24 protein-coding genes are annotated in these 23,965 nt (G+C 68.3%); 16 read left to right on the top strand and 8 right to left on the bottom strand.

Features of this window, described 5'->3' with window-relative positions; translation table 11 throughout:
• Positions 1-87 precede the first annotated feature (87 nt).
• Positions 88-1,041 (top strand): GTP cyclohydrolase FolE2, encoded by a 954-nt coding sequence (gene folE2 / locus KK141_RS12445; RefSeq protein WP_214572437.1) that lies wholly within the window; start codon positions 88-90, stop codon positions 1,039-1,041.
• A 45-nt stretch (positions 1,042-1,086) separates the two neighbouring features.
• Here folE2 and KK141_RS12440 read toward each other — a convergent pair whose 3' ends face one another.
• The 3 genes from KK141_RS12440 to yidD are packed head-to-tail and all read right to left on the bottom strand — an operon-like array spanning position 1,087 to position 3,507.
• A complete protein-coding gene (locus KK141_RS12440) occupies positions 1,087-1,866 on the bottom strand; it encodes a M23 family metallopeptidase (protein WP_250901739.1) in 780 nt (259 codons plus the stop codon).
• Between the two features lie 29 nt (positions 1,867-1,895).
• Complete coding sequence (locus KK141_RS12435) at positions 1,896-3,233, bottom strand: dihydroorotase (protein WP_214572435.1); 1,338 nt, start codon at positions 3,231-3,233, stop codon at positions 1,896-1,898.
• On the bottom strand, positions 3,223-3,507 hold the full coding sequence (yidD, locus tag KK141_RS12430; RefSeq protein WP_167258164.1) for a membrane protein insertion efficiency factor YidD: 285 nt from the start codon (positions 3,505-3,507) through the stop codon (positions 3,223-3,225). The genes KK141_RS12435 and yidD overlap by 11 nt, the downstream gene beginning before the upstream one ends.
• A 110-nt stretch (positions 3,508-3,617) precedes the next feature.
• Here yidD and dksA point away from each other — a divergent pair, with 110 nt between their 5' ends.
• Positions 3,618-4,745: an RNA polymerase-binding protein DksA gene (gene dksA, locus KK141_RS12425; protein ID WP_214572433.1), complete on the top strand. Its 1,128-nt coding sequence runs from the start codon at positions 3,618-3,620 to the stop codon at positions 4,743-4,745.
• Between the two features lie 79 nt (positions 4,746-4,824).
• Here the strand turns inward: dksA and KK141_RS12420 are convergent, their stop codons facing one another.
• Both KK141_RS12420 and cysS read right to left on the bottom strand, forming a co-directional pair.
• Positions 4,825-5,250 (bottom strand): SufE family protein, encoded by a 426-nt coding sequence (locus KK141_RS12420; protein ID WP_214572432.1) that lies wholly within the window; start codon positions 5,248-5,250, stop codon positions 4,825-4,827.
• A gap of 73 nt (positions 5,251-5,323) precedes the next feature.
• Positions 5,324-6,706 (bottom strand): cysteine--tRNA ligase, encoded by a 1,383-nt coding sequence (cysS, locus tag KK141_RS12415; protein ID WP_214572431.1) that lies wholly within the window; start codon positions 6,704-6,706, stop codon positions 5,324-5,326.
• Between the two features lie 169 nt (positions 6,707-6,875).
• On the opposite strand from cysS, the gene KK141_RS12410 reads away from it, so the two are divergent.
• The 14 genes from KK141_RS12410 (at position 6,876) to KK141_RS12345 (ending at position 20,759) form a co-directional block, all read left to right on the top strand.
• Positions 6,876-7,406 carry a glycine zipper 2TM domain-containing protein gene (locus tag KK141_RS12410; protein ID WP_167258102.1) on the top strand — a complete coding sequence of 177 codons (531 nt, stop codon included), beginning with the start codon at positions 6,876-6,878 and terminating at the stop codon, positions 7,404-7,406.
• Between the two features lie 425 nt (positions 7,407-7,831).
• Complete coding sequence (locus KK141_RS12405) at positions 7,832-8,839, top strand: N-acetylornithine carbamoyltransferase (protein WP_214572430.1); 1,008 nt, start codon at positions 7,832-7,834, stop codon at positions 8,837-8,839.
• Between the two features lies 1 nt (position 8,840).
• Positions 8,841-9,470: an FMN-binding negative transcriptional regulator gene (locus KK141_RS12400; RefSeq protein WP_214572429.1), complete on the top strand. Its 630-nt coding sequence runs from the start codon at positions 8,841-8,843 to the stop codon at positions 9,468-9,470.
• A complete protein-coding gene (locus KK141_RS12395; protein WP_214572428.1) occupies positions 9,460-9,927 on the top strand; it encodes an OsmC family protein in 468 nt (155 codons plus the stop codon). The genes KK141_RS12400 and KK141_RS12395 overlap by 11 nt, the downstream gene beginning before the upstream one ends.
• Before the next feature lie 32 nt (positions 9,928-9,959).
• Positions 9,960-11,156 (top strand): argininosuccinate synthase, encoded by a 1,197-nt coding sequence (locus KK141_RS12390; protein ID WP_214572427.1) that lies wholly within the window; start codon positions 9,960-9,962, stop codon positions 11,154-11,156.
• 3 nt (positions 11,157-11,159) lie between these two features.
• Complete coding sequence (locus KK141_RS12385; RefSeq protein ID WP_214572426.1) at positions 11,160-11,597, top strand: GNAT family N-acetyltransferase; 438 nt, start codon at positions 11,160-11,162, stop codon at positions 11,595-11,597.
• A gap of 33 nt (positions 11,598-11,630) precedes the next feature.
• Positions 11,631-12,731, top strand: a complete 1,101-nt coding sequence (locus tag KK141_RS12380; RefSeq protein ID WP_214572425.1) for an acetylornithine deacetylase — start codon at positions 11,631-11,633, stop codon at positions 12,729-12,731.
• A gap of 37 nt (positions 12,732-12,768) precedes the next feature.
• Positions 12,769-14,034 (top strand): acetylglutamate kinase, encoded by a 1,266-nt coding sequence (locus KK141_RS12375; protein WP_250901738.1) that lies wholly within the window; start codon positions 12,769-12,771, stop codon positions 14,032-14,034.
• A gap of 19 nt (positions 14,035-14,053) precedes the next feature.
• On the top strand, positions 14,054-15,013 hold the full coding sequence (gene argC, locus KK141_RS12370; protein ID WP_214572423.1) for an N-acetyl-gamma-glutamyl-phosphate reductase: 960 nt from the start codon (positions 14,054-14,056) through the stop codon (positions 15,011-15,013).
• Between the two features lie 39 nt (positions 15,014-15,052).
• Positions 15,053-16,348, top strand: a complete 1,296-nt coding sequence (gene argH / locus KK141_RS12365) for an argininosuccinate lyase (RefSeq protein ID WP_214572422.1) — start codon at positions 15,053-15,055, stop codon at positions 16,346-16,348.
• 10 nt (positions 16,349-16,358) lie between these two features.
• Entirely contained in the window at positions 16,359-16,706 is a 348-nt protein-coding gene (locus tag KK141_RS12360; protein ID WP_214572421.1) for a cupin domain-containing protein, read from the top strand.
• Positions 16,678-17,841, top strand: a complete 1,164-nt coding sequence (gene proB / locus KK141_RS12355) for a glutamate 5-kinase (protein WP_214572420.1) — start codon at positions 16,678-16,680, stop codon at positions 17,839-17,841. The genes KK141_RS12360 and proB overlap by 29 nt, the downstream gene beginning before the upstream one ends.
• Positions 17,838-19,100 carry a glutamate-5-semialdehyde dehydrogenase gene (locus KK141_RS12350; RefSeq protein WP_214572419.1) on the top strand — a complete coding sequence of 421 codons (1,263 nt, stop codon included), beginning with the start codon at positions 17,838-17,840 and terminating at the stop codon, positions 19,098-19,100. The genes proB and KK141_RS12350 overlap by 4 nt, the downstream gene beginning before the upstream one ends.
• 267 nt (positions 19,101-19,367) lie before the next feature.
• Entirely contained in the window at positions 19,368-20,759 is a 1,392-nt protein-coding gene (locus KK141_RS12345; protein WP_214572418.1) for an esterase-like activity of phytase family protein, read from the top strand.
• A gap of 103 nt (positions 20,760-20,862) precedes the next feature.
• Here KK141_RS12345 and kynU read toward each other — a convergent pair whose 3' ends face one another.
• The 3 genes from kynU to KK141_RS12330 all read right to left on the bottom strand — a co-directional run bounded on the left by kynU (position 20,863) and on the right by KK141_RS12330 (position 23,792).
• Positions 20,863-22,149, bottom strand: coding sequence for a kynureninase (gene kynU, locus KK141_RS12340; RefSeq protein ID WP_214572417.1), 1,287 nt, complete (start codon positions 22,147-22,149; stop codon positions 20,863-20,865).
• Between the two features lie 101 nt (positions 22,150-22,250).
• On the bottom strand, positions 22,251-22,757 hold the full coding sequence (locus KK141_RS12335; RefSeq protein WP_214572416.1) for a hypothetical protein: 507 nt from the start codon (positions 22,755-22,757) through the stop codon (positions 22,251-22,253).
• A gap of 21 nt (positions 22,758-22,778) precedes the next feature.
• Positions 22,779-23,792: an amidohydrolase family protein gene (locus KK141_RS12330; protein WP_214572415.1), complete on the bottom strand. Its 1,014-nt coding sequence runs from the start codon at positions 23,790-23,792 to the stop codon at positions 22,779-22,781.
• Between the last annotated feature and the right edge of the window lie 173 nt (positions 23,793-23,965).

The raw sequence follows: 23,965 nt of genomic DNA, 5'->3' as shown, positions 1-23,965 counted from the left end.
GAGCCCGTGCTATTGCCGCGGGCCTGCACTGTCCCAAGATAGGCAGGTCAGGGCACGCGGCTACGATGCCCGTCTGAAGGGTTTCCCATGTACACCCACGAACAAACCGCACGCCTGCTTCCCGACGTCGCCCATCACGCGCAGCCGCATCTGGCCGGTGCGCTGGACTGGGTCGGCATGGACGGCATCGAGGTGCCGGTGCGCTTCGACGCCGGCGACGGCGAGCCGCAGCGCGCCAGCGCGCGGGTCGGCGCCTTCGTCAACCTGCATCGGCCGGATCAGCGCGGCATCCATATGTCGCGGCTGTATCTGCTGGTGGAACATGCGCTGAGCACGCAGGCGGTGACGGCGCAGTCGCTGCGCGAACTGCTGGGGGCCTTCCTGGAATCGCACAAGGATCTATCCGACCGCGCCTGCCTCAGCATCCGCTTCGAACAGCTGGTGCGCCGCCCGGCCTTGCGCAGCGGCAACAGCGGCTGGCGCGCGTATCCGGTGTGCATCGAAGCGAGCATGGTGGGCGAGGAGTTCCTGCTGGAGTACGGCACCGAGGTGGTCTATTCGTCCACCTGTCCGGCTTCGGCCGCGCTGTCGCGGCAGCTGATCCAGGACCAGTTCGCCAGGGACTTCGCCGCCACCGCACCGCTCGACCATGCCGCCGTGCTGGCCTGGCTCGGCTCAGAGCGCGGCATCGTCGCCACGCCGCATGCGCAGCGCAGCGTGGCGCGGCTGCGTGTGCGCATCGCCGAAGGCGGCAGCTTCGACCTGATCAAGCTGATCGACCGCGCCGAGCAGGCGCTGGGCACGCCGGTGCAGACCGCGGTGAAGCGCGAGGACGAACAGGCCTTCGCGCTGGCCAACGGCGGCAACCTGATGTTCTGCGAGGATGCGGCGCGCCGCATCCAGAAGGCGCTGGATGCCGACGCGGCCTTGAGCGATTTCCATATCCGCGTGGAGCACCAGGAAAGCCTGCATCCGCACGATGCGGTGGCCTATGCCAGCAAGGGTGTGGCCGGTGGTTTCGGCAGCGCGCCGCGCGGTTGAGCGTGTTCCTGGATCATGAAAAAAGGCGCCCTCGGGCGCCTTTTTTCATGGCTTGGCGATACCGGGCAACAGCAACGGATCCAGCCGCACGCCGAACCAGTTGACGCCCCAGTGCACATGCGGGCCGGTCGCACGCCCGGTCATGCCGGCCGCGCCGAGCACCTCGCCCCGGTGCACGCGCTGTCCCGCCTTCACGTCCAGCCGCGACAGGTGCAGGAAGCTCGAGCTGAGCCCGTAGCCGTGGTCGAGCAGCACGGTGCCGCCGGTGAGATACAGGCCGGGCTTGGCGAAGGTGACGATGCCGTCCGCCGGCGCCTGCACCGGCGTGCCCTGCGGCACCGCGATATCCATGCCCGGATGCGGCGACTTCGGATCGCCGTTGTAGATGCGCTGGCTGCCGAAGCGGCCGCTGATGCGGCCGTGCACCGGCCAGGCGAAGCCGGCGAGGAAGTCCTCGCGGTCGTCGTCGCGGTTGCGCGCGGCGGCTACCTCGGCCTGCTCGCGCTGGATGCGCGCGGCCAGGTCCGGCGGTGGGTTGACCGTCTTCGGCGGCACGCCGTTGACGCGTTCCGTCGGCCAGTCGCGCGGCGTCACCGCGATGCGCGCGGTTTCGCGGCGGCCGTCGCGATAAGCCAGGTTGACCAGCAACGGGCCCTTGTCATCGCGCCCGGCGCCGAACACCAGGATGCCGTCCGCACCGACGCGCACCGGCTTGCCGCCGACGGTGGCGTGGGCCAGCCCGGGCAATTTGCCGACGATCAGCCCACCCTGCGAAACGCTGGCGGGCAGTGCACTGCCCGCCGCTTGGGCCGCGCCCGCGCACATCAGCGCGAGCACGGCCAGGCACCATCGCCTCATCGGGCGAAAGCCAGGCGCTGGCCGCGCACCGAGGGATCGACGGTGCGGCCATCCCACACGCGCTGGCCGTTGACGAAGGTAGCGGCGATCGAGCTGTTGAAGGTGTAGCCCTCGAACGGCGACCAGCCGCACTTGGACAGCACTTCCTCGCGGCGCACCGTATGCGGCTTGTTCGGGTCGATCAGCACCAGGTCGGCCGCATAGCCTTCGCGCAGGTAGCCGCGCTCTTTCACGTCGAACAGCGTGGCCGGCGCATGCGTCACCGCCTCGGCCACGCGCTCCAGCGACAGCTTGCCCTCGAACACCCGCTGCAGCGCCGCCTGCAGCGCGAACTGCACCAGCGGCAGGCCGGACGGCGCCTTGTCGTACAGCTGCGCCTTTTCTTCCAGCAGGTGGGGGGCGTGGTCGGTGGCCAGCACGTCGAGGCGGCCCTCGGCCAGGGCGCGGATGATCGCCTCGCGGTCGGACGGGGCCTTGATCGCCGGGTTGCACTTGATCAGGAAGCCCAGGCGCTCGTAGTCGCGGTCGTCGAAGTGCAAAAAGTGCACGCAGGTTTCCGCGGTGATCCGCTTGCCCTTGAGCGGGCCGGGCTGGAACAGCGCGAGTTCGTCCGCGGTGGAGATATGCAGCACGTGCAGGCGGCTGCCGTGCTTCTGCGCCAGCGAGATGGCCAGGCGGGTGGACTTGATGCAGGCCTCGCGCGAGCGGATCAGCGGGTGTTCCCAGGCCGGGATGTTGTCGCCGTACTTCTCGCGCGCCTTGGCGTGCAGCGCGTCGATCATCGGGGTGTCTTCGCAGTGCGTGATGATCGGCGTGGGCGCCTCGCGGAAGATGCCGTCGAGCACCTCGGGGTTGTCCACCAGCATGTTGCCGGTGGAGGCGCCCATGAACACCTTGACGCCCGGGGCGGCCAGCGGGTCGAGCGAGCGGATCGCCTCGAGGTTGTCGTTGCTGGCGCCCATGTAGAAGGCGTAGTTCACCGCGGACACCTCGGCGGCGCGCGCGTACTTGGCTTCCAGCGTGTCGCGGTCCAGCGCGGGCGGCTTGGTGTTGGGCATCTCCATGTAGCTGGTGATGCCGCCGACGGCGCAGGCGGCCGATTCGTGGGCGATGTCGGCCTTGTGGGTGAGGCCGGGTTCGCGGAAGTGCACCTGGTCGTCGATCATGCCGGGCAGCAGCCACAGGCCGGCGGCGTCGACCACCTGCTCGCCGGGGCGGGCGTCGAGGTCGCCGGCGATGGTTTCGATGCGGCCGTGCTTCACGCGCAGGTCGGCATGGAAGCGGCGGCCTTCGTTGACCAGTTCGGCGTTCTTGATCAGCCAGTCAGTGGACATGAGGTTCCTCGTGGTTGCGGCAACGGCGGAAAGTGAATTGCTCGGGCACCGGATCCATGCCACCGTCGCACAGCGGCTGGCAGCGCAACAGGCGCCAGCCGGCCAGCAGGCTGCCGCGCAGGGGGCCGAAGCGCGCCACGGCGATCCGTGCATAATCCGAGCAGCTCGGATGGAACCGGCAGCGCGGACCGAGCAGGGGGCTCAACAGGCGCTTGTACAGGCTGAGCAGTAGAAGTAAGAGTCGTGTCACGACAGTTTTACGCTGCCGAAACAGCGTGCGGTGAGGTTGGCAGAGCAGGTGTGAAGTATTCCAGATGCATGGTTGCCGGGGTAGGTCACATGGGCTATAACACCCGGCCGCCAAGGCCAAAATGGTGAAGGGAAATGGCGAAAACGACGCGTAGTTCGACAGCTGCCAAGACGCAGAAGGGAAAGCCTGCGGCCAAGGCCAAAGAGGTCAAGCCCAGCAAGTCGAAAGTCGCCGCCAAGGCGGTCAAGACGACGGCCAAGAAACCCCCCGCCAAGGTCGCGCCCGCCAAGAAGGCGGCGCCGGCCAAGCAGCCCGCGGCCAAGAAGGCACCCGTAAAGACCGTGGCCGCCAAGAAGCCGGCCCCGGCCAAGAAACCGGCCCCCAAGCCGGCCGCGAAAAAGGCCCCTGTGAAATCCGCTCCCGTGAAGCAAGCCGCCAAGCCGGCGCCCAAGAAGGCCGCGCCGCCCGCCAAGCCGGTCGCCGCCAAGAAGGCGCCGCCGCCTAAGCCCGTCGTTAAGCAGCCCGCCGCCAAGCAGCCTGCCGTGAAGCCCGCGCCCGCCAAGGCGCCGGTGGCGCCCAAGCCAGCTGCGAAGCCGGCCGTGGTGGAAAAGAAAGTCGCCGCGCCGGCTCCGGCCGCCGCCAAGGAAACACCGAAGCCCGTCGCCGCGCCCCCTCCGGGCAAGGTGGCGAGCGCCATCGCCGTGGCGCCCCCCAAAGTAGCAACCGCTACCGCGCGCCATACCCCCTCCAAAAAGCAGAAGACCCCGCAGTCCTCGATGAATAGTTCCACAGCCGTACTCGACAATGGCATCACCAAGGAAGACGGGCGCTACGCCCTGCCTTCCACGACCTCCATCGACCTGCCCAAGGGCTACAAGCCCCTGGACGACGAGGAGTACATGAACCCGCGGCAGCTCGCCTACTTCCGCAACAAGCTCCGCGAATGGCGCGAGCAGTTGGTGGAAGAGTCGCGCCAGACCATGGAGAACCTCCGCGACGAGGTGCGTGACGTCGGCGACGAAGCCGAGCGCGCCACCCGCGAAACGGAGAACTCGCTGGAGCTGCGCACCCGCGACCGCTACCGCAAGCTCATTTCCAAGATCGACAAGGCCCTGCGCCGGATCGAGGAAGGCCGCTACGGTTACTGCGAAGAAACCGACGAAGAGATCGGCGTGGAGCGCCTCGAAGCGCGCCCCATCGCCACGCTCTCGCTGGATGCGCAGGAGCGTCGCGAGCATCTGCAGAAGCAGATGGGCGACTAAGGTCCGTCTGTCATGACGGATCGCCAAGCCCCGCCTCCGGCGGGGCTTTTTGCGTGTCCGCTTGCAGGGAACACGCCGCTCAGAGCGCCGCGGCGGCGTAGGACTTCAGCTTGGCCAGCATCGCGGCCAGGCCGTTGGAGCGGGTGGGCGAGAGATGCTTGGCCAGGCCGATGGCGTCGATGAAGCGGGGCTCGGTGTCGACGATTTCCCGCGCGGAACGGTCCGAATACACGCGCAGCACCAGGGCGATCAGGCCGGACACGATGGCCGAGTCGCTGGCTGCCTGGAAATGCATGCGCGCGGCATCGCCCTCGGGCACCAGCCACACCATCGACTGGCAGCCGTGCACGCGGTAGGCCTCGGTCTTCAGGTCCTCGGGGAAGGGCGGCAGCTGCTTGCCCAGGTCGATCAGGTACTGGTAGCGCTCGGTCCAGTCGCCGAAGAAGGCGAACTCGTCGACGATGTCCTGCTGCGCCTGCCCGGCGCTCGATACGGTGGTGTTCATCCGCACATTATCGCGCGTTTCGGACGAAACCACGGCGAACAGGCGACCGTGCGGCCACCTGTTCGCGCTTGCATCAGCCCTTGGCGACGCTCCAGCGCGTGCCCTGTGCGCCGTCCTCGATCACCACGCCCATCGCGGTCAGCTCCTCGCGGATCGCGTCGGCGCGCTTGAAGTCGCGCGCGGCGCGGGCGGTGCGGCGTGCTTCCAGCAGGGATTCGACCTGGGCCGCGTCCACCGCGGTGGAACCGCCGTGCTTGAACCAGGTTTCCGGATCCTGCTGCAGCAGGCCGAGCAGGGCGCCGCCGCCGAGCAGGGCGGCCTTGGCGGCCTGGCGCCCGGCCGCATCGGTCTGGCGCGCGGCGTCGGCCAGCTGCGACAGCTCGGCCAGTGCCTGCGGGGTATTGAGGTCGTCGCACAGCGCCGCTTCGACCGCCGCCGGTATCGGCAGCGCGCCTTCGGGCAGGGTCACTTCGGCCAGGTCGCGCAGCACGCGGTACCAGCCGTCGAGCGTGCTCACCGACTGGGCGACCGCGTCGTCGGACCAGTCCAGCGGCTGGCGGTAGTGGCCGCGCAGCAGCACCAGGCGCAGCGCCTCCGGCGGATGCTGCTGCACCAGCTCGTGCACCTTCAGCACGTTGCCCAGCGACTTGGACATCTTGCGGCCGTCGAAGGTGAGCATGCCGTTGTGCAGCCACCAGCGCGCGAACACCTTGCCGCCATGCGCGCAGGTGGACTGGGCGATCTCGTTCTCGTGGTGCGGGAACTGCAGGTCGACGCCGCCGGCGTGGATGTCGATGGTGTCGCCCAGGTGCGCCTCGCACATGGCCGAGCATTCGATATGCCAGCCCGGGCGGCCGACGCCCCAGGGGCTGTCCCAACCCGGCAGGTCCGGAGTGGAGGGTTTCCACAGGACGAAATCGCCGGGGTTTTTCTTATAAGGAGCGACCTCGACGCGGGCGCCGGCGATCAGTTCCTCGGTATCGCGGCCCGACAACTCGCCATAGGCGGGGTAGGTGCCCACCTCGAACAGCACGTGGCCCTCGGCCGCATAGGCGTGGCCGCCGGCGATCAGGCTTTCGATCATGGCGACGATCCGCTCGATATGCGCGGTGGCCTTGGGCTCGATGTCCGGCGGGGCGATGCCGAGCGCGGCCATGTCCTCGCGGTAGGCCTCGGTGTAGCGCCCGGTGATGTCGCCGATCGGGCAGCCGGCTTCCTTGGCGGCGGCGTTGATCTTGTCGTCCACGTCGGTGATGTTGCGGGCATAGACCAGCCGCGGGTAATGCCGCCGCAGCAGGTTGGCCAGCACGTCGAACACCACCGGGCCGCGCGCATTGCCGATATGCACGTAGTTGTAGACCGTGGGGCCGCACACATACATGGTCACTCGCTGCGGATCGCGCGGGGCGAACGGCTCGGGGCGGCGGGTGAGGCTGTTGTAGAGCGTGATCGGCATCGGTTCCGGTCCGGTGAGGGCCGCGCGGCGCGCGGGCCAGCCGGGCATCTTAACAAGCTGTAAGCGGGCCCGCTGGGAGCCGTTTATTCTAAGCGACGATTCAGAGATGTTTTGCTGCAATTCACATAAGCGCAACGGAGCGCCGTGATAGTCCCGTCGGAGGACCGCGATGATCAAGCTGTTCATTCCCGCACTGGTGCTGAGTCTCGCAGCCGCCAGCGTCGGTGCGCAGGACGCGCGTTACCCCAATGACGACAACACCCACTACGGCTGGGCCGACGTGCTGCGCGTGGACCCGGTCTACGGCGTCGCCCGCACCGAAGTCCCGCGCCAGGAGTGCTACGACCAGCAGGTCGTCCGCCGCGACCCGGGTTCGGGCAGTGCCGCGGGCACCATCCTGGGCGCCGTGGTCGGCGGCGTGCTGGGCAACACCGTGGGCAAGGGCGACGGCCGCAGGGCCGCCACCGTGGCCGGCGCGGTGGTCGGCGGCGCCGTGGGCAACGGCGTGTCGCGCAGCGGCGGTGGTGAGTACGAGTCCACCGAAACCCATTGCCGCCAAGTCTCCGCCGTGAGCGAGCAGCGCCGCATCATGGGCTACGACGTGGAATACCGCTATCGCGGCGAGGTTTACGTGTCGCGGCTGAATTACGACCCGGGCGAGCGCCTGCGCGTCCGCGTCAGCGTGGCCCCGGCGGACTGAGCGCCGGACCTGTCGTAGGGGAGTCCAGCCGCCGCCTTCGGGCGGCGGTTTCTTTTGGGCGTCTCTCTTTCGGACGGATTCCCTGTTGCGGAGCAGCGAAATTCCCGTCATCATGCCGATTCTTCTACCCGAGCCACCCATGTCCTCAGCCGTCTATACCGCCACCGTCCTCACCAGCGCCCGTATGGCTGCTGGCATGACGTCGCGTGCGCGCCGACCGCTGGTCCGACATTCGGCCGGGTAGGCTGTCGCACGCGTTTCATGCGTATAGACGACAAAGGAACCCGGCCATCGCGCCGGGTTTTTTTGTGTTTCGGTTTTGGGGTACGCAGGGGAAAACCGGCTCGGCCGGGAGTTGCTCACCGTGGTTCCGGCCGTTGCCGAACCATCGTTTCGAATACCGGATGGACTAGCAGAGACATCACATGACGCTTCGCCACTTCCTCACCACCCAGGATTACAGCCGCGCCGAGATCGACGCCCTGCTCGAGCAGGCCGCTGCGTTCAAGCGCTCCCCGCGCGGCCAGCAGCTCGCCGGCAAGTCGGTGGCCCTGCTGTTCTTCAATCCCTCCATGCGCACCCGCACCAGCTTCGAGCTCGGCACCTTCCATCTCGGCGGCCATGCCATCGTGCTGGCGCCGGGCAAGGACGCGTGGCCGATCGAATTCGACGTCGGCACCGTGATGGACGGCGACACCGAGGAGCACATCGCCGAAGTCGCACGCGTGCTCAGCCGCTATGTCGACCTGATCGCCGTGCGCGCTTTCCCGAAGTTCCAGGACTGGTCGGTGGACCGCGAGGACCGCGTGATCAAGGCCTTCGCCCAATACGCGACGGTGCCGGTGATCAATATGGAAACGATCACCCACCCCTGCCAGGAACTCGCCCACGCGCTGGCCATGCAGGAACACCTGGGCAGCCTGCAGAACAAGAAGTACGTGCTGACCTGGACCTACCATCCCAAGCCGCTCAACACCGCGGTGGCCAATTCCGCGCTGCTGATCGCCACCAAGATGGGCATGGACGTGACCCTGCTGTGCCCCACGCCGGACTACGTGCTGGACGAGCGCTACATGCAGGCCGGCTACGCCAACGCCCAGGCCAATGGCGGCTCGCTGCGCGTCAGCCACGATATCGACGAGGCCTACAGCGGCGCCGAGGTGGTCTATGCCAAGAGCTGGGGCGCGCTGCCGTTCTTCGGCCGCTGGGAACAGGAAAAGCCGATCCGCGACGCGCACAAGCACTTCATCGTCGACGAGCGGAAGATGGCGCTGACCAACAACGGCCTGTTCAGCCACTGCCTGCCGCTGCGCCGCAACGTCAAGGCGACGGATGCCGTGATGGATGCGCCGTACTGCATCGCCATCGACGAAGCCGAAAACCGCCTGCACGTGCAGAAGGCGGTGATGGCGACCTTGCTCGGCCAGCGCTGACATGTATCTGCCGCGTTCGTTCCAGGAGACGCGCGAACACGCCCTGCAGGCGTTGCTGCGCGATTACCCGTTCGCCACGGTAGTCACCGCCGGCGCCGCAGGGCTGGCCGCCAACCACCTGCCGCTGGAGCTGGTCGACGGCCGGCTGCACGGCCACGTGGCGCGCGGCAACGAACTGGCCAAGGCCGACGGCGCGCAGGTGCTGGCGATCTTCCAGGGGCCCGACGCCTACGTCAGCCCCAACTGGTACCCGAGCAAGCACGAGACCGGCCGCGAAGTGCCCACCTGGAACTACGCGGTGGTGCATGTGCACGGCCGCCTGCGCGTGGTCGAAGACAAGGCCTGGCTGCGCGCGCTGCTCGAACGCCTCACCGACCGCCATGAAGCGGGGCAGGCCAAACCGTGGCGGGTCGACGACGCACCGGCCGACCACGTCGAAAAAATGCTCGGCGCGATCAGCGGCCTGGACATCGCCATCGAACGCATCGAAGGCAAGTTCAAGCTCAGCCAGAACCACCCCGAGCGCAACCAGGCCGGCGTCGTCGACGGGCTGCGCGCACGCGCGCATCGCCACGACGGCGACCTCGCCGCCTTGATGCTCGCCACCAAGGAATCCACCGATGGCGCATGAACACCACTACCCGGTCGAAGTCGTGTGGACCGGCAACCGCGGCGACGGCACGCGCACGTATCAAGGCTATGGCCGCGAGCACGAGATCCGCGTCGAAGGCCGCCCGGTCATCGCCGGTTCTTCCGATGCCGCCTTCCGCGGCGACGCCAGCAAGCACAACCCGGAAGACCTGCTGGTCGCCTCGCTCTCCGCGTGCCACATGCTGTGGTACCTGCACCTGGCCGCGGACGCCGGCATCGTGGTCACGCATTACGTCGACCGCGCCGAAGGCAAGCTGGTGGTCGATGCGAACGGCGGCCGCTTCAGCGAAGTGGTGCTGCATCCGGAAGTCACCATCGCGGCGGGCGACGCCGCGAAAGCGGAAGCGCTGCACGAAGACGCGCACCACGCCTGCTTTATCGCCAATTCCATGAATTTCCCCGTGCGCTGCGCCCCGCGCATCGTCGTTTCCGCCTGAACGTTCTTTTTCATCCAGGATCATCGAAAGCCATGAGCAAAGACATCGTCCTCGCCTTCTCCGGCGGCCTCGACACCAGCTTCTGCGTGCCCTACCTGAAGGAGCGCGGCTGGAACGTGCATACCGTGTTCGCCGACACCGGCGGCGTGGACGCCGAGGAGCGCGCCTATATCGAGGCCCGCGCCAAGGAGCTGGGCGTGGCCAGCCATGTCACCGTCGACGGCGGCCCGGCGATCTGGAACGGCTTCGTCAAGCCGTTCGTGTGGGCGGGCGAGGGTTATCAGGGCCAGTATCCGCTGCTGGTGTCCGACCGCTATCTGATCGTCGACGCGGCGATCCAGCGCTGCGCGGAACTGGGCACGCGCGCCATCGCGCACGGCTGCACCGGCATGGGCAACGACCAGGTGCGTTTCGACCTCGCCGTGAAGGCGCTGGGCGACTACGAGATCGTGGCGCCGATCCGCGAGATCCAGAAGGAACACACCCAGACCCGCGCCTACGAGCAGGCCTATCTGGAAGAGCGCGGCTTCCCCGTGCGCGCCAAGCAGAAGAGCTACACCATCAACGAGAACCTGCTGGGCGTCACCCTGTCCGGCGGCGAGATCGACCTGTGGAAGGCGCCGGGCGAAGGCGCCCGCGGCTGGTGCAAGCCGCGCGCCGAATGGCCGTCCGAAAAGCTCAGCGTCACGCTCGGCTTCGAACACGGTGAAGCGGTTTCGCTCAACGGCGAGAAGCTGGCGGGCGCGAAGATCCTGGCCAAGCTCAACGAGCTGTTCGCGCCCTACGGCGTGGGCCGCGGCATGTACACCGGCGACACCACCATCGGCCTGAAGGGCCGCATCGTGTACGAAGCGCCGGGCCTGATCTCGCTGCTGGCCGCGCACCGCGCGCTGGAAGAAGCCGTGCTGACCAAGCAGCAGAACCGCTTCAAGCCGGAGATCGCGCGCAAGTGGGTGGAAGTGGTGTACGAAGGCTTCTTCCACGATCCGGTCAAGACCGACCTCGAAGCCTTCCTCGCCTCCAGCCAGCAGCAGGTCAACGGCGAAGTGGTGCTGGAAACCGCCGGCGCCCAGGTCACCGCGGTGGAAGTGCGCTCGCCGCATATCCTCAACGCCAAGGGCGCCACCTACGCGCAGTCGGCCGACTGGGGCGTGGCCGAGGCCGAGGGCTTCATCAAGCTGTTCGGCATGAGCAGCACGCTGTGGGCCGAAGTGAACCGCAAGGCCTGAGCCATGAGCGAAACCTTGTGCATCGGTACGGATAAAAGCGAGTTGGACCTTGCGCTGATCCACGATTTCCTTGCCACCGGCTCCAGCTGGGCGCAGGGCATTTCGTTCGATACGGTGCGCAAGTCCATCGAGCATTCGCTGTGCTTCGGCGGCTATCTCGGCGGCCGGCAGGTGGCGTTCGCGCGGGTCATTTCCGACTACGCCACCTTCGCCAACCTGGTCGACGTGTTCGTCCTGCCCGCGCATCGCGGGCAGGGCTACAGCAAGCAGCTGGTGGAAGCGGTCATAGCCCACCCCGAACTGCAGGGGCTGCGCCGCTTCACCCTGGCCACCTTCGACGCGCACCAGCTCTACGCCCGCTATGGCTTCACGCCGCCGCACAAGCCGGACACCCTGATGGAAATCTACCAACCGGGCATCTACCAAGCCGCCCGACGATGACCACCCCGGAATAACAAACACAAGACGGATTTCATGAGCCACCTACTCGACGACACCCTCCGGCATCTCCGGGCCCTGGTCAGCTACGACACGCGCAATCCGCCGCGCGAGATCGGCACCGGCGGCATCTTCGACTACCTGCGCGAACAGCTCGCCGGGTTCGAAGTGACCGTCACCGATTTCGGCGCCGGCGCCGTGAACCTCTATGCCGTGCGCGGCACGCCGAAATACCTGTTCAACGTGCACCTGGACACCGTGCCCGATTCGCCGCACTGGAGCGCCGACCCGCACGTGCTGCGCGTGGAAGGCGACCGCGCCATCGGCCTGGGCGCCTGCGATATCAAGGGCGCGGCCGCCGCGCTGGTGGCCGTGGCCAACGCCACCCAGGGAGACATGGCGCTGCTGCTGTCCACCGACGAGGAAGCGAACGACGCGCGCTGCATCGCCGGCTTCCTCAAGGACCACCCCGTGTACGAAGCGGTGATCGTGGCCGAGCCGACCAAGGGCGAGGCGGTGCTGGCGCATCGCGGCATCCATTCGGTGCAGATGCGCTTCAGCGGCAAGGCCGGCCATGCCTCGGGCGAGCAGAAGCCGTCCGACAGCGCGGTGCACCAGGCGATCCGCTGGGGCACCGCGGCGCTGGAGTACGTGGACCGGCAGGCGCACGAGCGCTTCGGCGGGCTCACCGGCCTGCGCTTCAACATCGGCAAGGTCGAGGGCGGCATCAAGGCCAACGTGATCGCGCCCACCGCCGACGTACGCTTCGGCTTCCGCCCGCTGCCGTCGATGGACGCGGACCAGATGCTGGAAACCTTCCGCACCCTGGTCGATCCGCAGCCGGTGGAATTCGGCGAAACCTTCCGCGGCGATTCGCTGCCGGCCGGCGACACCGCCACCGCCGAAACGCGCCGCCTCGCCGCGCGCGACCTCGCCGACGAACTGGGCATCCCGGTCGGCAATGCCGTGAACTTCTGGACCGAGGCGGCGCTGTTCTCCGCCGCCGGCTACATCTCCTTCGTCTACGGCCCCGGCGACATCGCCCAGGCGCACGCCGCCGACGAATGGGTGGCGCTGGACCAGCTCGACCATTACGCACAAACCATCTACCGGATCGTTGACCGTGGAAGCGCATAAGCACACCCGCAAGACCATCGTCCGGCTGCTGTCGAGCATGGGCAGCGCCAAGGAAATCCAGCAGTACCTCAAGCGTTTTTCGCAGCTGGACGCCAAGCGCTTCGCCGTGGTGAAAGTCGGCGGCGCGGTGCTGCGCGACGATCTGCCGGCGCTCACTTCCTCGCTGACCTTCCTGCAGCAGGTGGGCCTCACGCCCATCGTGCTGCACGGCGCCGGCCCGCAGCTGGACGAGGAGCTGTCCGCCGCCGGCATCCAGAAGCAGACCGTCAACGGCCTGCGCGTGACCTCGCCCAAGGCGCTGGCCATCGTGCGCAAGGTGTTCCAGGAGCAGAACCTGCGCCTGGTCGAGGCGCTGCAGGGCATGGACACGCGCGCCACCTCGGTGCCGTCCGGCGTGTTCACGTCCGAATACCTGGACCGCGACGTCTACGGCCTGGTCGGCAAGGTCAGCAGCATCAACCTGGCCCCGATCGAAGCCAGCCTGCGCGCCGGTTCCATCCCGGTGATCGCCAGCCTGGGCGAGACCGCGGAAGGGCAGATCCTCAACATCAATGCCGACTTCGCCGCCAACGAACTGGTGCGCGTGCTGCAGCCGTACAAGATCGTGTTCCTGACCGGCACCGGCGGTCTGCTGGACGACAAGGGCCGCATCATCGACTCGATCAACCTCAGCACCGAGTACGAGCACCTGATGGCGCAGCCGTGGATCAACGGCGGCATGCGCGTGAAGATCGAACAGATCGCCGATCTGCTTTCCAGCCTGCCGCTGACCTCGTCGGTCTCGATCACCCAGCCGTCGGAATTGGCCAAGGAGCTGTTTACCCACAAGGGTTCCGGCACCCTGGTACGCCGCGGCGAGAAAGTGCTGCGCTACGAGTCGTGGGAAGGCATCGATCTGGAGCGCATGCGCGAGCTGATCGAATCCAGCTTCGGCCGCAAGGTGGTGGCGGATTACTTCACCCGCACCACGCCGTACCGCATCTACGTGAGCGAGAACTACCGTGCGGCGATGATCCTCACCCGGGAAGAAGGCCTGGCCTATCTCGACAAGTTCGCCGTGCTGGACGACGCGCAGGGCGAAGGCCTCGGCCGCGCCGTGTGGCAGGTGATGCGCGAAGAGAACCCGCAGCTGTTCTGGCGTTCGCGCCATGGCAACCAGGTCAATATCTTCTACTACGCCGAGTCCGACGGCTGCTTCAAGCAGGAGCGCTGGAAGGTGTTCTGGTACGGCCTGAAGGACTTCGCCGAGATCGAGCGCTGCGTGGCGCATTGCGCCGTGCGTCCCGCCACCCTGGTTGATTGATTCGCTGGACGGAAAGCCCATGAGCACTGACAAGAAAACCATCGGCATCGTCGGCGCGCGCGGCCATACCGGCGCGGAGCTGGTCCGCCTGATCGCTGCGCATCCGGCGCTGGAACTGAGCTTCGTCTCTTCGCGCGAACTCGACGGCCAGCGTGTGGCCGACCAGGTCGACGGCTACGCCGGCGAGCTGCGCTACGCCAGCCTCGACCCCGCCGCCGTCGCCGCCCAGGGCGCCGACGTGGTGGTGCTGGCCCTGCCCAACGGCAAGGCGGCGCCGTATGTGGAAGCGATCGATGCGGCCAGGCCCGACACGCTGATCCTCGATCTCTCCGCCGACTACCGCTTCAACGAGCGCTGGTACTACGGCCTGCCGGAACTCACCCGGCACAAGTGGCGCGGCGAAAAGCGCATCAGCAATCCCGGCTGCTACGCCACCGCGATCCAGCTGTCCATCGCGCCGCTGAAGGACGTGCTGGCGGCGCCGCCGGTGAGCTTCGGCGTGTCCGGCTATTCCGGCGCCGGCACCACGCCCTCGGACAAGAACAACCCCGAGAAGCTGCGCGACAACCTGATGCCGTACTCGCTCACCGGCCACACGCACGAGCAGGAAGCCAGCCGCCATCTCGGCCTGCCGGTGGAATTCATGCCGCACGTCGCGCCGCATTTCCGCGGCCTCACCGTCACCACCAATCTGTACCTGGTGCGGCCGATGAAGCGCGAGGAGATCCTGCAGCGTTTCCGCCACGCTTACGAAGGCGAGAAGCTGGTGAAGGTGGTGGACGAGGCGCCGTGGGTCAGCCAGATCGCGCACAAGCACCATGCGGACGTCGGCGGCTTCGCCGTGTCGGTGGACGGCAAGCGCGTGGTGGTGGTCGCCACCCTCGACAACCTGCTGAAGGGCGCCGCCACCCAGGCCATCCAGAACATCAATCGCGCGATCGGCGTGGACGAGTACACGTCCATTCCGCTCGAAGGCTGATCCCACGTTTTCCGGACCTTCCCCTCTCTGGACCTCCCCATGACCCAACCCCTGTGGCAGAAATCCGGCATCCAGATCGACGCGCGCATCATGCGTTTCCTGGCCGGCGACGACGTGGTGCTGGACCGCGAGTTCTTCCTGCATGACATCACCGCCAGCAAGGCGCACGTGGAAGGCCTGGCCAACATCGGCGTGGTCAGCGCCGACGAGGCCGCCGCGCTGAAGCGCGAGCTGGATGCGCTGGCCGACGATTTCCGTGCCGGTAGTTTCGTGCTCGACGAACGCTACGAAGACGGCCACTCCGCCATCGAAGCGCGCTTGACCGAGCGCCTCGGCGATGCCGGCCGCCGCGTGCACACCGGGCGCAGCCGCAACGACCAGATCCTGGTCGCCACGCGGCTGTGGCTGAAGGAGCAGTTGGCGGCGCTGGAGCGGCATTGCCACGCCATCGCCGAAGTGTGTCTGGAGCGTGCCGCGCAGCCGGCGCTGCCGCTGCCGGGCTATACGCATATCCAGCGCGCCGTCGTTTCGTCCACCGCGATGTGGTTCGCCGGCTTCGCCGAAGCGTTTATCGACAATACGCTGCGCGCCCGCCAGACCGCCGAGCTGATCGACTGCAATCCGCTCGGCACCGCCGCCGGCTACGGCGTGAACCTGAAGCTGGACCGTGAGCACACCACGCAGGCGCTCGGCTTCGCGCGCATGCAGATCTCGCCGATCTACGCGCAGCTCTCGCGCGGCAAGTTCGAGATGGCGGTGCTGGAGGCGATCGCCGCCGCGGTGCTGGACGTGCGCCGGCTGGCCTGGGATCTGTCGCTGTTCACCACCGCCGAATTCGGCTTCGTGCAGCTGCCGTCCGAATACACCACCGGCAGCTCGATCATGCCGAACAAGCGCAACCCCGACGTGGTGGAGCTGCTGCGCGCCAGCTACGCCAGCGTGGCCGCCGCGCGCACCGAGATCGAGCAGCTGCTGTCGCTGCCTTCCGGCTACCAGCGCGACCTGCAGTTCTCCAAGGGCTCGCTCTTCCATGGCTGCCGCCACGGCCTGGCCGCGCTGGAACTGGTGCCGGACCTGCTGGCGCGGATGGCCTGGAACGAAGCCGCTATGCGCGCGGCGATCGAGCCGGCCATGTACGCCACCGACGTGGCGATCGAGCAGGCCGCCGCCGGCGTGCCGTTCCGCGATGCCTACCGCGCCGCCGCCGATGCCGCGGCCTCGGCGGGCGAGGGACGCACGCCCGAAGGCAGCCTGGCCGCGCGCGTATCGCCCGGCGCGGGCCACGACCTGCGGCTGGACGAACTGAAGGCGCGGCTGGCCGCGCTCCACACTTGAGGCCATCGCGATGAAAGCCGTCAGCACTGCCAACGCACCGCATTACACCTGGGGCCAGCAGTGCGACGGCTGGCATCTGCTGCAAGGCTTCGACCTCAGCGTGATCGAGGAATGCATGCCGCCGGGTACGGCCGAAGTGCGCCACCGCCACGTGCGTGCGCGCCAGTTCTTCTACGTGCTGGAAGGCGAGGCGGTGCTGGAGCTGGAAGGCGTGGCGCATCGCCTGGCGGCGCGCGAAGGCCTGCACGTGCCGCCGGGCGCCGCTCACCAGATGCGCAACGAAACGGACGGCGAGCTGCGTTTTATCGTGGTGTCCTCGCCCAAGAGCCATGGCGACCGGGAGACGGTCGATGGCTGAACGCCTGCCGGCGCAAGCCTTGCCCGCGTGGCGGCGCGCGGTGCTGAAGGTCGGCAGCAACCTGCTCGCGGCCGACGGCGGCGGCCTGACGCCGCGCCATGCGCGCGCCCTGGCCACCTTTGTCGGCGACAGCCATGCGCAGGGGCGGCAGGTGGTGCTGGTGTCGTCCGGCGCGGTGGCCGCGGGCCGCGCGCTGCTGCGCGAACGCGCGCTGCCCGGCGACGACCTCGCCGCGCGTCAGGCCCTGGCCGCGTTGGGCCAGGCGCCGATGATCGCGCTGTGGCAATCGCTGTCGCCGCGCCCGGTGGCGCAGGTGCTGCTCACCCATGACGACCTGCGCCATCGCCGCCGTTACTTGAATGCCCGGGCGACCTTGCGCGAGCTGCTGCTGCTCGACGTGCTGCCGGTAGTGAACGAGAACGACACCGTGGCGGTGGATGAACTCAAGCTCGGCGACAACGACAACCTCGCCGCCATCGTCGCCGCCCTGGTCGATGCCGACCTGTTGCTGATCGCCTCCGATATCGACGCGCTGTACGACGCCGACCCGCGCCGTGTTCCTACCGCCGCGCCGGTGCCGCACGTGCCGGTGCTGAGCCCGGAGGTGATGGCGATGGCTGGCGGCAGCGGCAGCGCGGTCGGCACCGGCGGCATGCATACCAAGCTGGAGGCGGCGGTGAAAGCCGGTGCGGCCGGTGTGCCGACCGTGCTGTTCGACGGCCGCAATACCGACACCGTGGCGGCGCTGGCCGCGGGCCAGCTGCACGGCACGCTGTTCGACGCGCCGCGCAACCGCATGCAGGCGCGCAAATACTGGCTGCGCCATGCGCCCGCGGCGCCGGGCAGCATCCTGGTCGACGACGGCGCCGCGCGCGCACTGACCGGCGGCCGCGCCTCGCTGCTGCCGGGCGGCATCGTCGGCGCGGACGGCGATTTCCACCGCGGCGACATGGTGGAGATCGTCGACGTCACCCGGCGCCCGGTGGCGCGCGGCCTGTGCCAGTACGGCGCGGCCGAGGTACGCCGTCTGGCCGGCAAGCACAGCAGCGCGATCGATGCGGTGCTCGGCTACAGCTACGGCGCGGAAATCGTGCATCGGGACGACCTGGTCGTCCTGGCGGAGATGCTTTCATGAGCGAGATGCGAACCCAGGCACTGGCCTGCCGCGACGCGGCGCTGGCCATGGCGGAACTGAGCACGTCGGCCAAGCGCGCCCTGCTGCAGGGCATGGCCGATGCGCTGCTGGCTGGCACGGCCGGCGTGCTGGCGGCGAATGCGCGCGATATGGCCGCGGCGCAGGAGAAGGGCGTGCAGGGCGCCATGCTCGACCGGCTGCGGCTGGACGAGGAGCGCGTCGCGAAGATCGTCGCCGCGCTGCGCGAAGTGGCGGAGCTGCCCGACCCGGTCGGCATCGTCACGCGCCGCGAGACGCGGCCCAACGGCATCCAGGTCGAACGCGTGCGCGTGCCGCTGGGCGTGATCGCGATGATCTACGAGGCGCGCCCCAACGTCACCGCCGACGCGGCGGCGCTGTGCCTGATGGCCGGCAACGGGGTGATCCTGCGCGGTGGTTCGGAGGCGCTGCATTCCAATACCGCGATCGCGCAGTTGCTGCGCCAGGCGCTGGCATCGCACGGCGTGCCGGAAGCGGCGCTGACCCTGGTGACCGATCTGCGCCGCGAGGCCATGGTCGAGCTGCTGCAGCTCACCGACATCGTCGACCTGGCGATTCCGCGCGGCGGCGAAGGGTTGATCCGCTTTGTCGCCGAGCATGCGCGCGTGCCGGTGATCAAGCACTACAAGGGTGTCTGCCATCTCTACGTGGACCGCGCCGCCGACCAGCCATTGGCGCTGGATCTGCTGGTGGACGGCAAGACCTCGCGCCCCGGCGTGTGCAATGCGCTGGAGACGCTGCTGGTGCACCGGGACATCGCCGCCGACTTTCTGCCGCGCGCCGCCGATGCGCTGGGCCGGCGCAAGGTGGAACTGCGCGGCTGCGAGCGCAGCCGTGCGCTGGTGCCGGCGATGAAGGCCGCGGATGAAACGGATTACGCGGCCGAGTACCTGGACCTGATCATCGCCGTGCGCATCGTCGACGATCTCGACGCCGCGCTGGCGCATATCCATCGCTACAGCTCCGACCACACCGAGGTGATCGCCACCGGCGACGACGAAGCCGCGCGCCGCTTCGTGCGCGGCATCCGTTCGGCGGTGGTGATGGTCAATGCCTCCTCGCGCTTCAGCGACGGCGGCGAGCTGGGCCTGGGCGCGGAGATCGGCATTTCCACCACGCGCCTGCATGCCTACGGGCCGATGGGCGCGGAAGCGCTGACGGTGGAGCGCTTCGTGGTGCGCGGGGAAGGGCAGGTGCGGCATCCCGAGAGCAAATCGTGAATACCCATGCGTAGGTTGGGGTGAGCCGCAGGCGAACCCCAACAGTGCGAGACGCATGGAGTTGGCGATGTTGGGGTTACTGGCTGCATCAGCAGCCAGCCCTTCGGGCCATCCGCTACGCGGATGTTCGCTACGGCATCCTGCCTTCGCAGTCGCCTATGGCTCACCCCAACCTACGCCGGTAGTTGGCGGCAGCTCGCGGGCGTCACACCCCGGCAACGCAGCGGTAGCACGCTCGGCAGCTTGTCCCAGCCTGGAGTGCCCCGCATGCGTACCAAGCTCGCTTTCGCTGTGTTCGCCGCGTTCGCCGCCGCTGCTCCCGTCCACGCCGGCGTGGAACTGATCGCCGCCGGCAGCCTCGATGCTCACCAGGGCGACCGCGCCATGCGCACCGCCCGCCCGCTGGAGAACGGCGTGCAGGGCAACCTGCTCGGCGGCCTGGGTTCGGCTCTGGCCTATGCCGGTTGCGGCACGTTCGTGGCTTTGCCGGACCGCGGCCCGAACGCGGTCTCCTACGACAGCGCCGTGGACGACACCTCGTCGTACATCGCCCGCTTCCACACCTTGCGCATGGACCTGCGCCCCGCCGGCGCTGGCGCCGCGCTGCCGTTCGCGCTGACGCCGAAGCTGGAACGCACCACCTTGCTGTGGGACCTGTTCGGCCTGTACTACGGCGACGGCAAGGCGGCGAATCTGCCGAACGGCGCGCCGCGCGAGAACCACGCCTTCCATCATTACTTCACCGGCCGCTCCGATAACGCCGATCCGGCGCGCAACTCTGGCTGGCCTTTGAACGGCCGCCTGGATCCGGAAGGCATCCGCGTCTCGGCCGATGGCGACGCGGTGTTCGTCTCCGACGAATACGGCCCCTACGTCTACAAGTTCGACCGCCGCAGCGGCCGCCGCCTCGACAGCTACGCGCTGCCGGCGCATTTCTACGTGGCGAAGACCGCTTCGCGCGGCGCCGACGAAATCGCCGGCAACACTTCCGGGCGCGTCGCCAACAAGGGCATGGAAGGTCTGGCCATCTCGCCCGACGGCCGCGTGCTGTTCGGCGCGATGCAGGCGCCGCTGATCCAGGATGGCGGCGACGGCGCACCGGTGCTGCGCATCGCGCGTATCGACCTGCGCACGCGCCAGGTGCGCGAGTACGCCTATCCGCTGACCAATTCCGGCACGGCGGCCAAGCCGAAGTACAACGGCGTGAGCGAGATCCTGGCGGTGAACGACCACCAGCTACTGGTGGACGAGCGCGACGGCAAGGGCTTCGGCGACGGTTCGGAAGCGAAGTTCAAGCGTGTGTATCTGATCGACCTGGATGGCGCGGCGGAAGTGGGCAAGCTCAGCGGCGCCGCCGCGCTGGCCGCGGTGGCGGTGCAGAAGACGCCGTTCCTGGACGTGGTCGCGGAGCTCGGCCGCCACGGCATGCTGCCGTCGGAGATTCCCGCCAAGCTCGAAGGCCTCAGCTTCGGCCCGGACGTGACCCAGGACGGCCACCGCCGCCACACGCTGTTCATCGCCAACGACAATGATTTCCTGGCCACCGTCACCGACGATCTGCATCCGCAGGGCGCCGACAATCCGAACCGCTTCTTCGTGTTCGCCTTCGACGATGCGGATCTGCCGGGGTTGAAGGCGCAACGTGAGCGCTGCGATTAGCGAGTAGGTTGGGGTGAGCCGGCAGGCGAACCCCAACATGGCGCGATGCTTGATGGTGGCGATGTTGGGGTTCGCCTGCCGGCTCACCCCAACCTACGAGAGTTCAGGCGATGCGGTGCGCCCATTCGCGCACCGCATCGACCAGCGCCATGCAGTCCTCGAAGCGGTTGTACAGCGGCGTCGGCGACAGCCGGATCACGTCCGGCTCGCGCCAGTCGCCGACGATGCCGCGGTCCATCAGGTACTGGAACAAGGCCCGCCCGCGTTCGCGCCCGCCCAGCACGCGAATCGACAGCTGTGAGCCGCGGCGCGAGGGCTCGCGCGGCGTCACCGATTCCAGGACGTCGCCCAGTTGCGTCTGCACCAGCCATTCCAGATAACCGGTAAGGCGCAGCGCCTTCTCGCGCAGTTGCGCCATGCCGGCGCGCTGGAAGATCTGCAGTGACACGCGCAGCGGCGCCAGCGACAGGATCGGCGGGTTGGAAATCTGCCAGCCGTCCGCGCCGGGCATGGGCACGAAATCCGGGCCCATGCGGAAGCGCGACTGCTTGTCGTGGCCCCACCAGCCGGCGAAGCGCGGCAGGTGCTCGGTGTTGGCGTGGCGCTCGTGCACGAAGGTGCCGGCCACCGCGCCGGGGCCGGAGTTGAGGTACTTGTAGCTGCACCACACGGCGAAGTCGGCGCCGCTGTCGTGCAACTGCAGCGGCAGGTTGCCCACCGCATGGGCGAGATCGAAACCGACTGCGCAGCCCTGCGCATGCGCCAGCGCGGTGATCGCCTTCAAGTCGAAGGCCTGCCCGGTGCGGTACTGCACGCCCGGCAGCAGCACCAGGGCGATGCGCTCACCATGCTCGGCCAGCGCCCGCTCGATCGCTTCCATCGACAGCGTGCCGTTCGGTTCGTCCGGCTGCAGTTCGATCAGCGACAGCGCGGGGCTGAAGCCGTGGAAGCGGATCTGCGATTCCACCGCGTAGCGGTCGGTGGGGAAGGCGCCGGCCTCGATCAGGATGGCGTGGCGCTCCAGGGTGGGGCGGTAGAAGCTCACCATCATCAGGTGCAGGTTCACGCCCAGCGTATTCATCGCCACCACTTCGGACGGCAGGGCGCCGACCAGGGCGGCGAGGTCGTCGCGCACGAACTCGTGATAGTCCAGCCACGGCAGGCGCACCTTGAAATGCCCTTCCACCGCCAGCGCGCCCCAGTCGTCCAGTTCGGCGTTCAGCGCCTCGCGCACGGCGCGCGGCTGCAGGCCCAGGGAATTGCCGCAGAAGTAGTGGCTGTCGCGGCCCTGGTGCGGCGGAATCAGGAACTCGTCGCGGAACGCGCGCAGCGGATCGGCGGCGTCCTGGGCGCGAGCCCATTCGAGGGTGGCTTGGTAAGCGGTCGACATCGAGATCTCGTCCCACGCGGAAAACCGCTAAAGCTTAGGCCAAGCCGGCGGGCAAAGAAAAAGCCCGGGCGCCGGGCCCGGGCTTCGCATTGCCGCCGCGCTTACTTCAGGCGCTCGGCGATGGCGTCGCAGCCCTTGTCGAAGGCGGTTTTCCAGGCCGCGCCGGCCTGGCTCTGCGCCGGGCGCACGCAGCGCAGCTGGATGGCGTGGCCTTCGCGGAACCAGTAGCGCTCCACGTAGCTGAACTGCGCGCCGTTCTCCTGCGCGGTGTAGGTGCTGGCGTTCGGCGCGGGGCTGCTGCCGGGCTGGTAGCCGGTCAGGCCCTTGGCCTTGGCGGTGGCGACGTTGACGTAGTCCTGGAAAGAAGCGACGTCCGGCACCTGCTTCACCGTCACGGTGACGCGGGCCAGGGCGGTGCTGCCGGTGGGCGAGGTGTCGGGCACCTGGAACACGCGCAGCTCCGGGTCGCCCTGGGTCTCCATGATGCCCAGCCAGTTGTCGGGCGTGCTGAAGTGCACGGTGCCGTGGGCCATCTCCACCTCGCCCGCGTGGGCGGCGCCGGCCAGCAGCAGGGCGCTGGCCAGGAGGGTGTTGCGCAGGAAACTCATGCCGGGTGTGCTCTCGTGAAGTCAGTCGGATGCGAAACGGTAGAGGGGCAGGCCCAGCCATTCCAGGGCCGTACCGTGGAACAGGCGCGCTCGCGCCGCCTCGTCCAGCCCCAGGGCCTCGATGCCGCTGCCCGGGTGCTGCTCCCCCAGCGGGAAAGGATAATCCGTGCCGAGCATCACGCGCTCGACGCCGGTCACATCCAGCAGATAGCGCAGCGCCTGCGGATCGTGCACGCAGGAGTCGAAATACAGCCGCTTGAGGTATTCGCGCGGGTTGCGCGGGTTGTCGGTGGCGACCAGGTCCGGGCGCATGCGGAAGCCGTGCTCGATGCGGCCGATGGTCGAGGGGAAGCTGCCGCCGCCATGGGCCAGCATCACGCGCAGCCGCGGCAGCCGCTCCAGCACGCCGCCGAAGACCAGGCAGCAGGCCGCGCGCGACTGCTCGGCCGGCATGCCGACCAGCCAGGGCAGCCAGTACTTGGGCATGCTGGCGGCGCCCATCATGTCCCAGGGGTGCACCATCACCGCCGCGCCCAGGTCGGCCGCGGCCTCGAAGAACGGGAACAGCTCCGGCGCGTCCAGGTTCCAGTCGTTGCAGTGCGAACCGACCTGCACGCCGTGCAGGCCGAGCTCGTCTATGCAGCGCTCCAGCTCGCGGATGGCCAGGTCCGGCGACTGCAGCGGCACCGTGGCGATGCCGGCGTAGTGGCGCGGATAGTCGCGGCACAGGCCGGCGATGTTGTCGTTCAGATGCCGGTGCAGCTCCAGCGCCTGGTAGCCGGGCGCCCAGTAGGAGAACAGCACCGGCACGGTGGAAACGACCTGGACCGACACGCCGAAGCGCGCGTAGTCGTCGATGCGATGCTGCGGGTCGAACGCCGATTCCCACACTTCGCGGAAGAATTTCCCGTCCTTGTAGATGCGGTGGCGCCCGTCGTGATGGCTCATCACGGGAAAGCGGAGGTCGTCGAACTTGGCCGCAAGATTCGGCCAGTCGCGGGGCAGGACGTGCGCGTGGGTGTCGATCTTGAGCATGCCCGCGAGTGTAGGCGCTTGGGGTGGCGGTGCCTTGTCGCGGCGCGGCAAAGCCGTCATTCCGGCGTAGGCCGGAATCCAGTGGCGTCACGGTCTGATTGTCGCGAATGCGCCTGGCTGGTTCGCGCTGTCGCGACAATCGGGCGCTACCGTCACTGGATTCCGGCCTGCGC

Source organism: Dyella sp. LX-66 (assembly GCF_018599165.1).
Lineage (GTDB): Bacteria > Pseudomonadota > Gammaproteobacteria > Xanthomonadales > Rhodanobacteraceae > Dyella_D > Dyella_D marensis.
The sequence above is the reverse complement of the archived record's forward strand: the minus strand, read 5'-3'. Positions and strand labels throughout refer to the sequence as shown.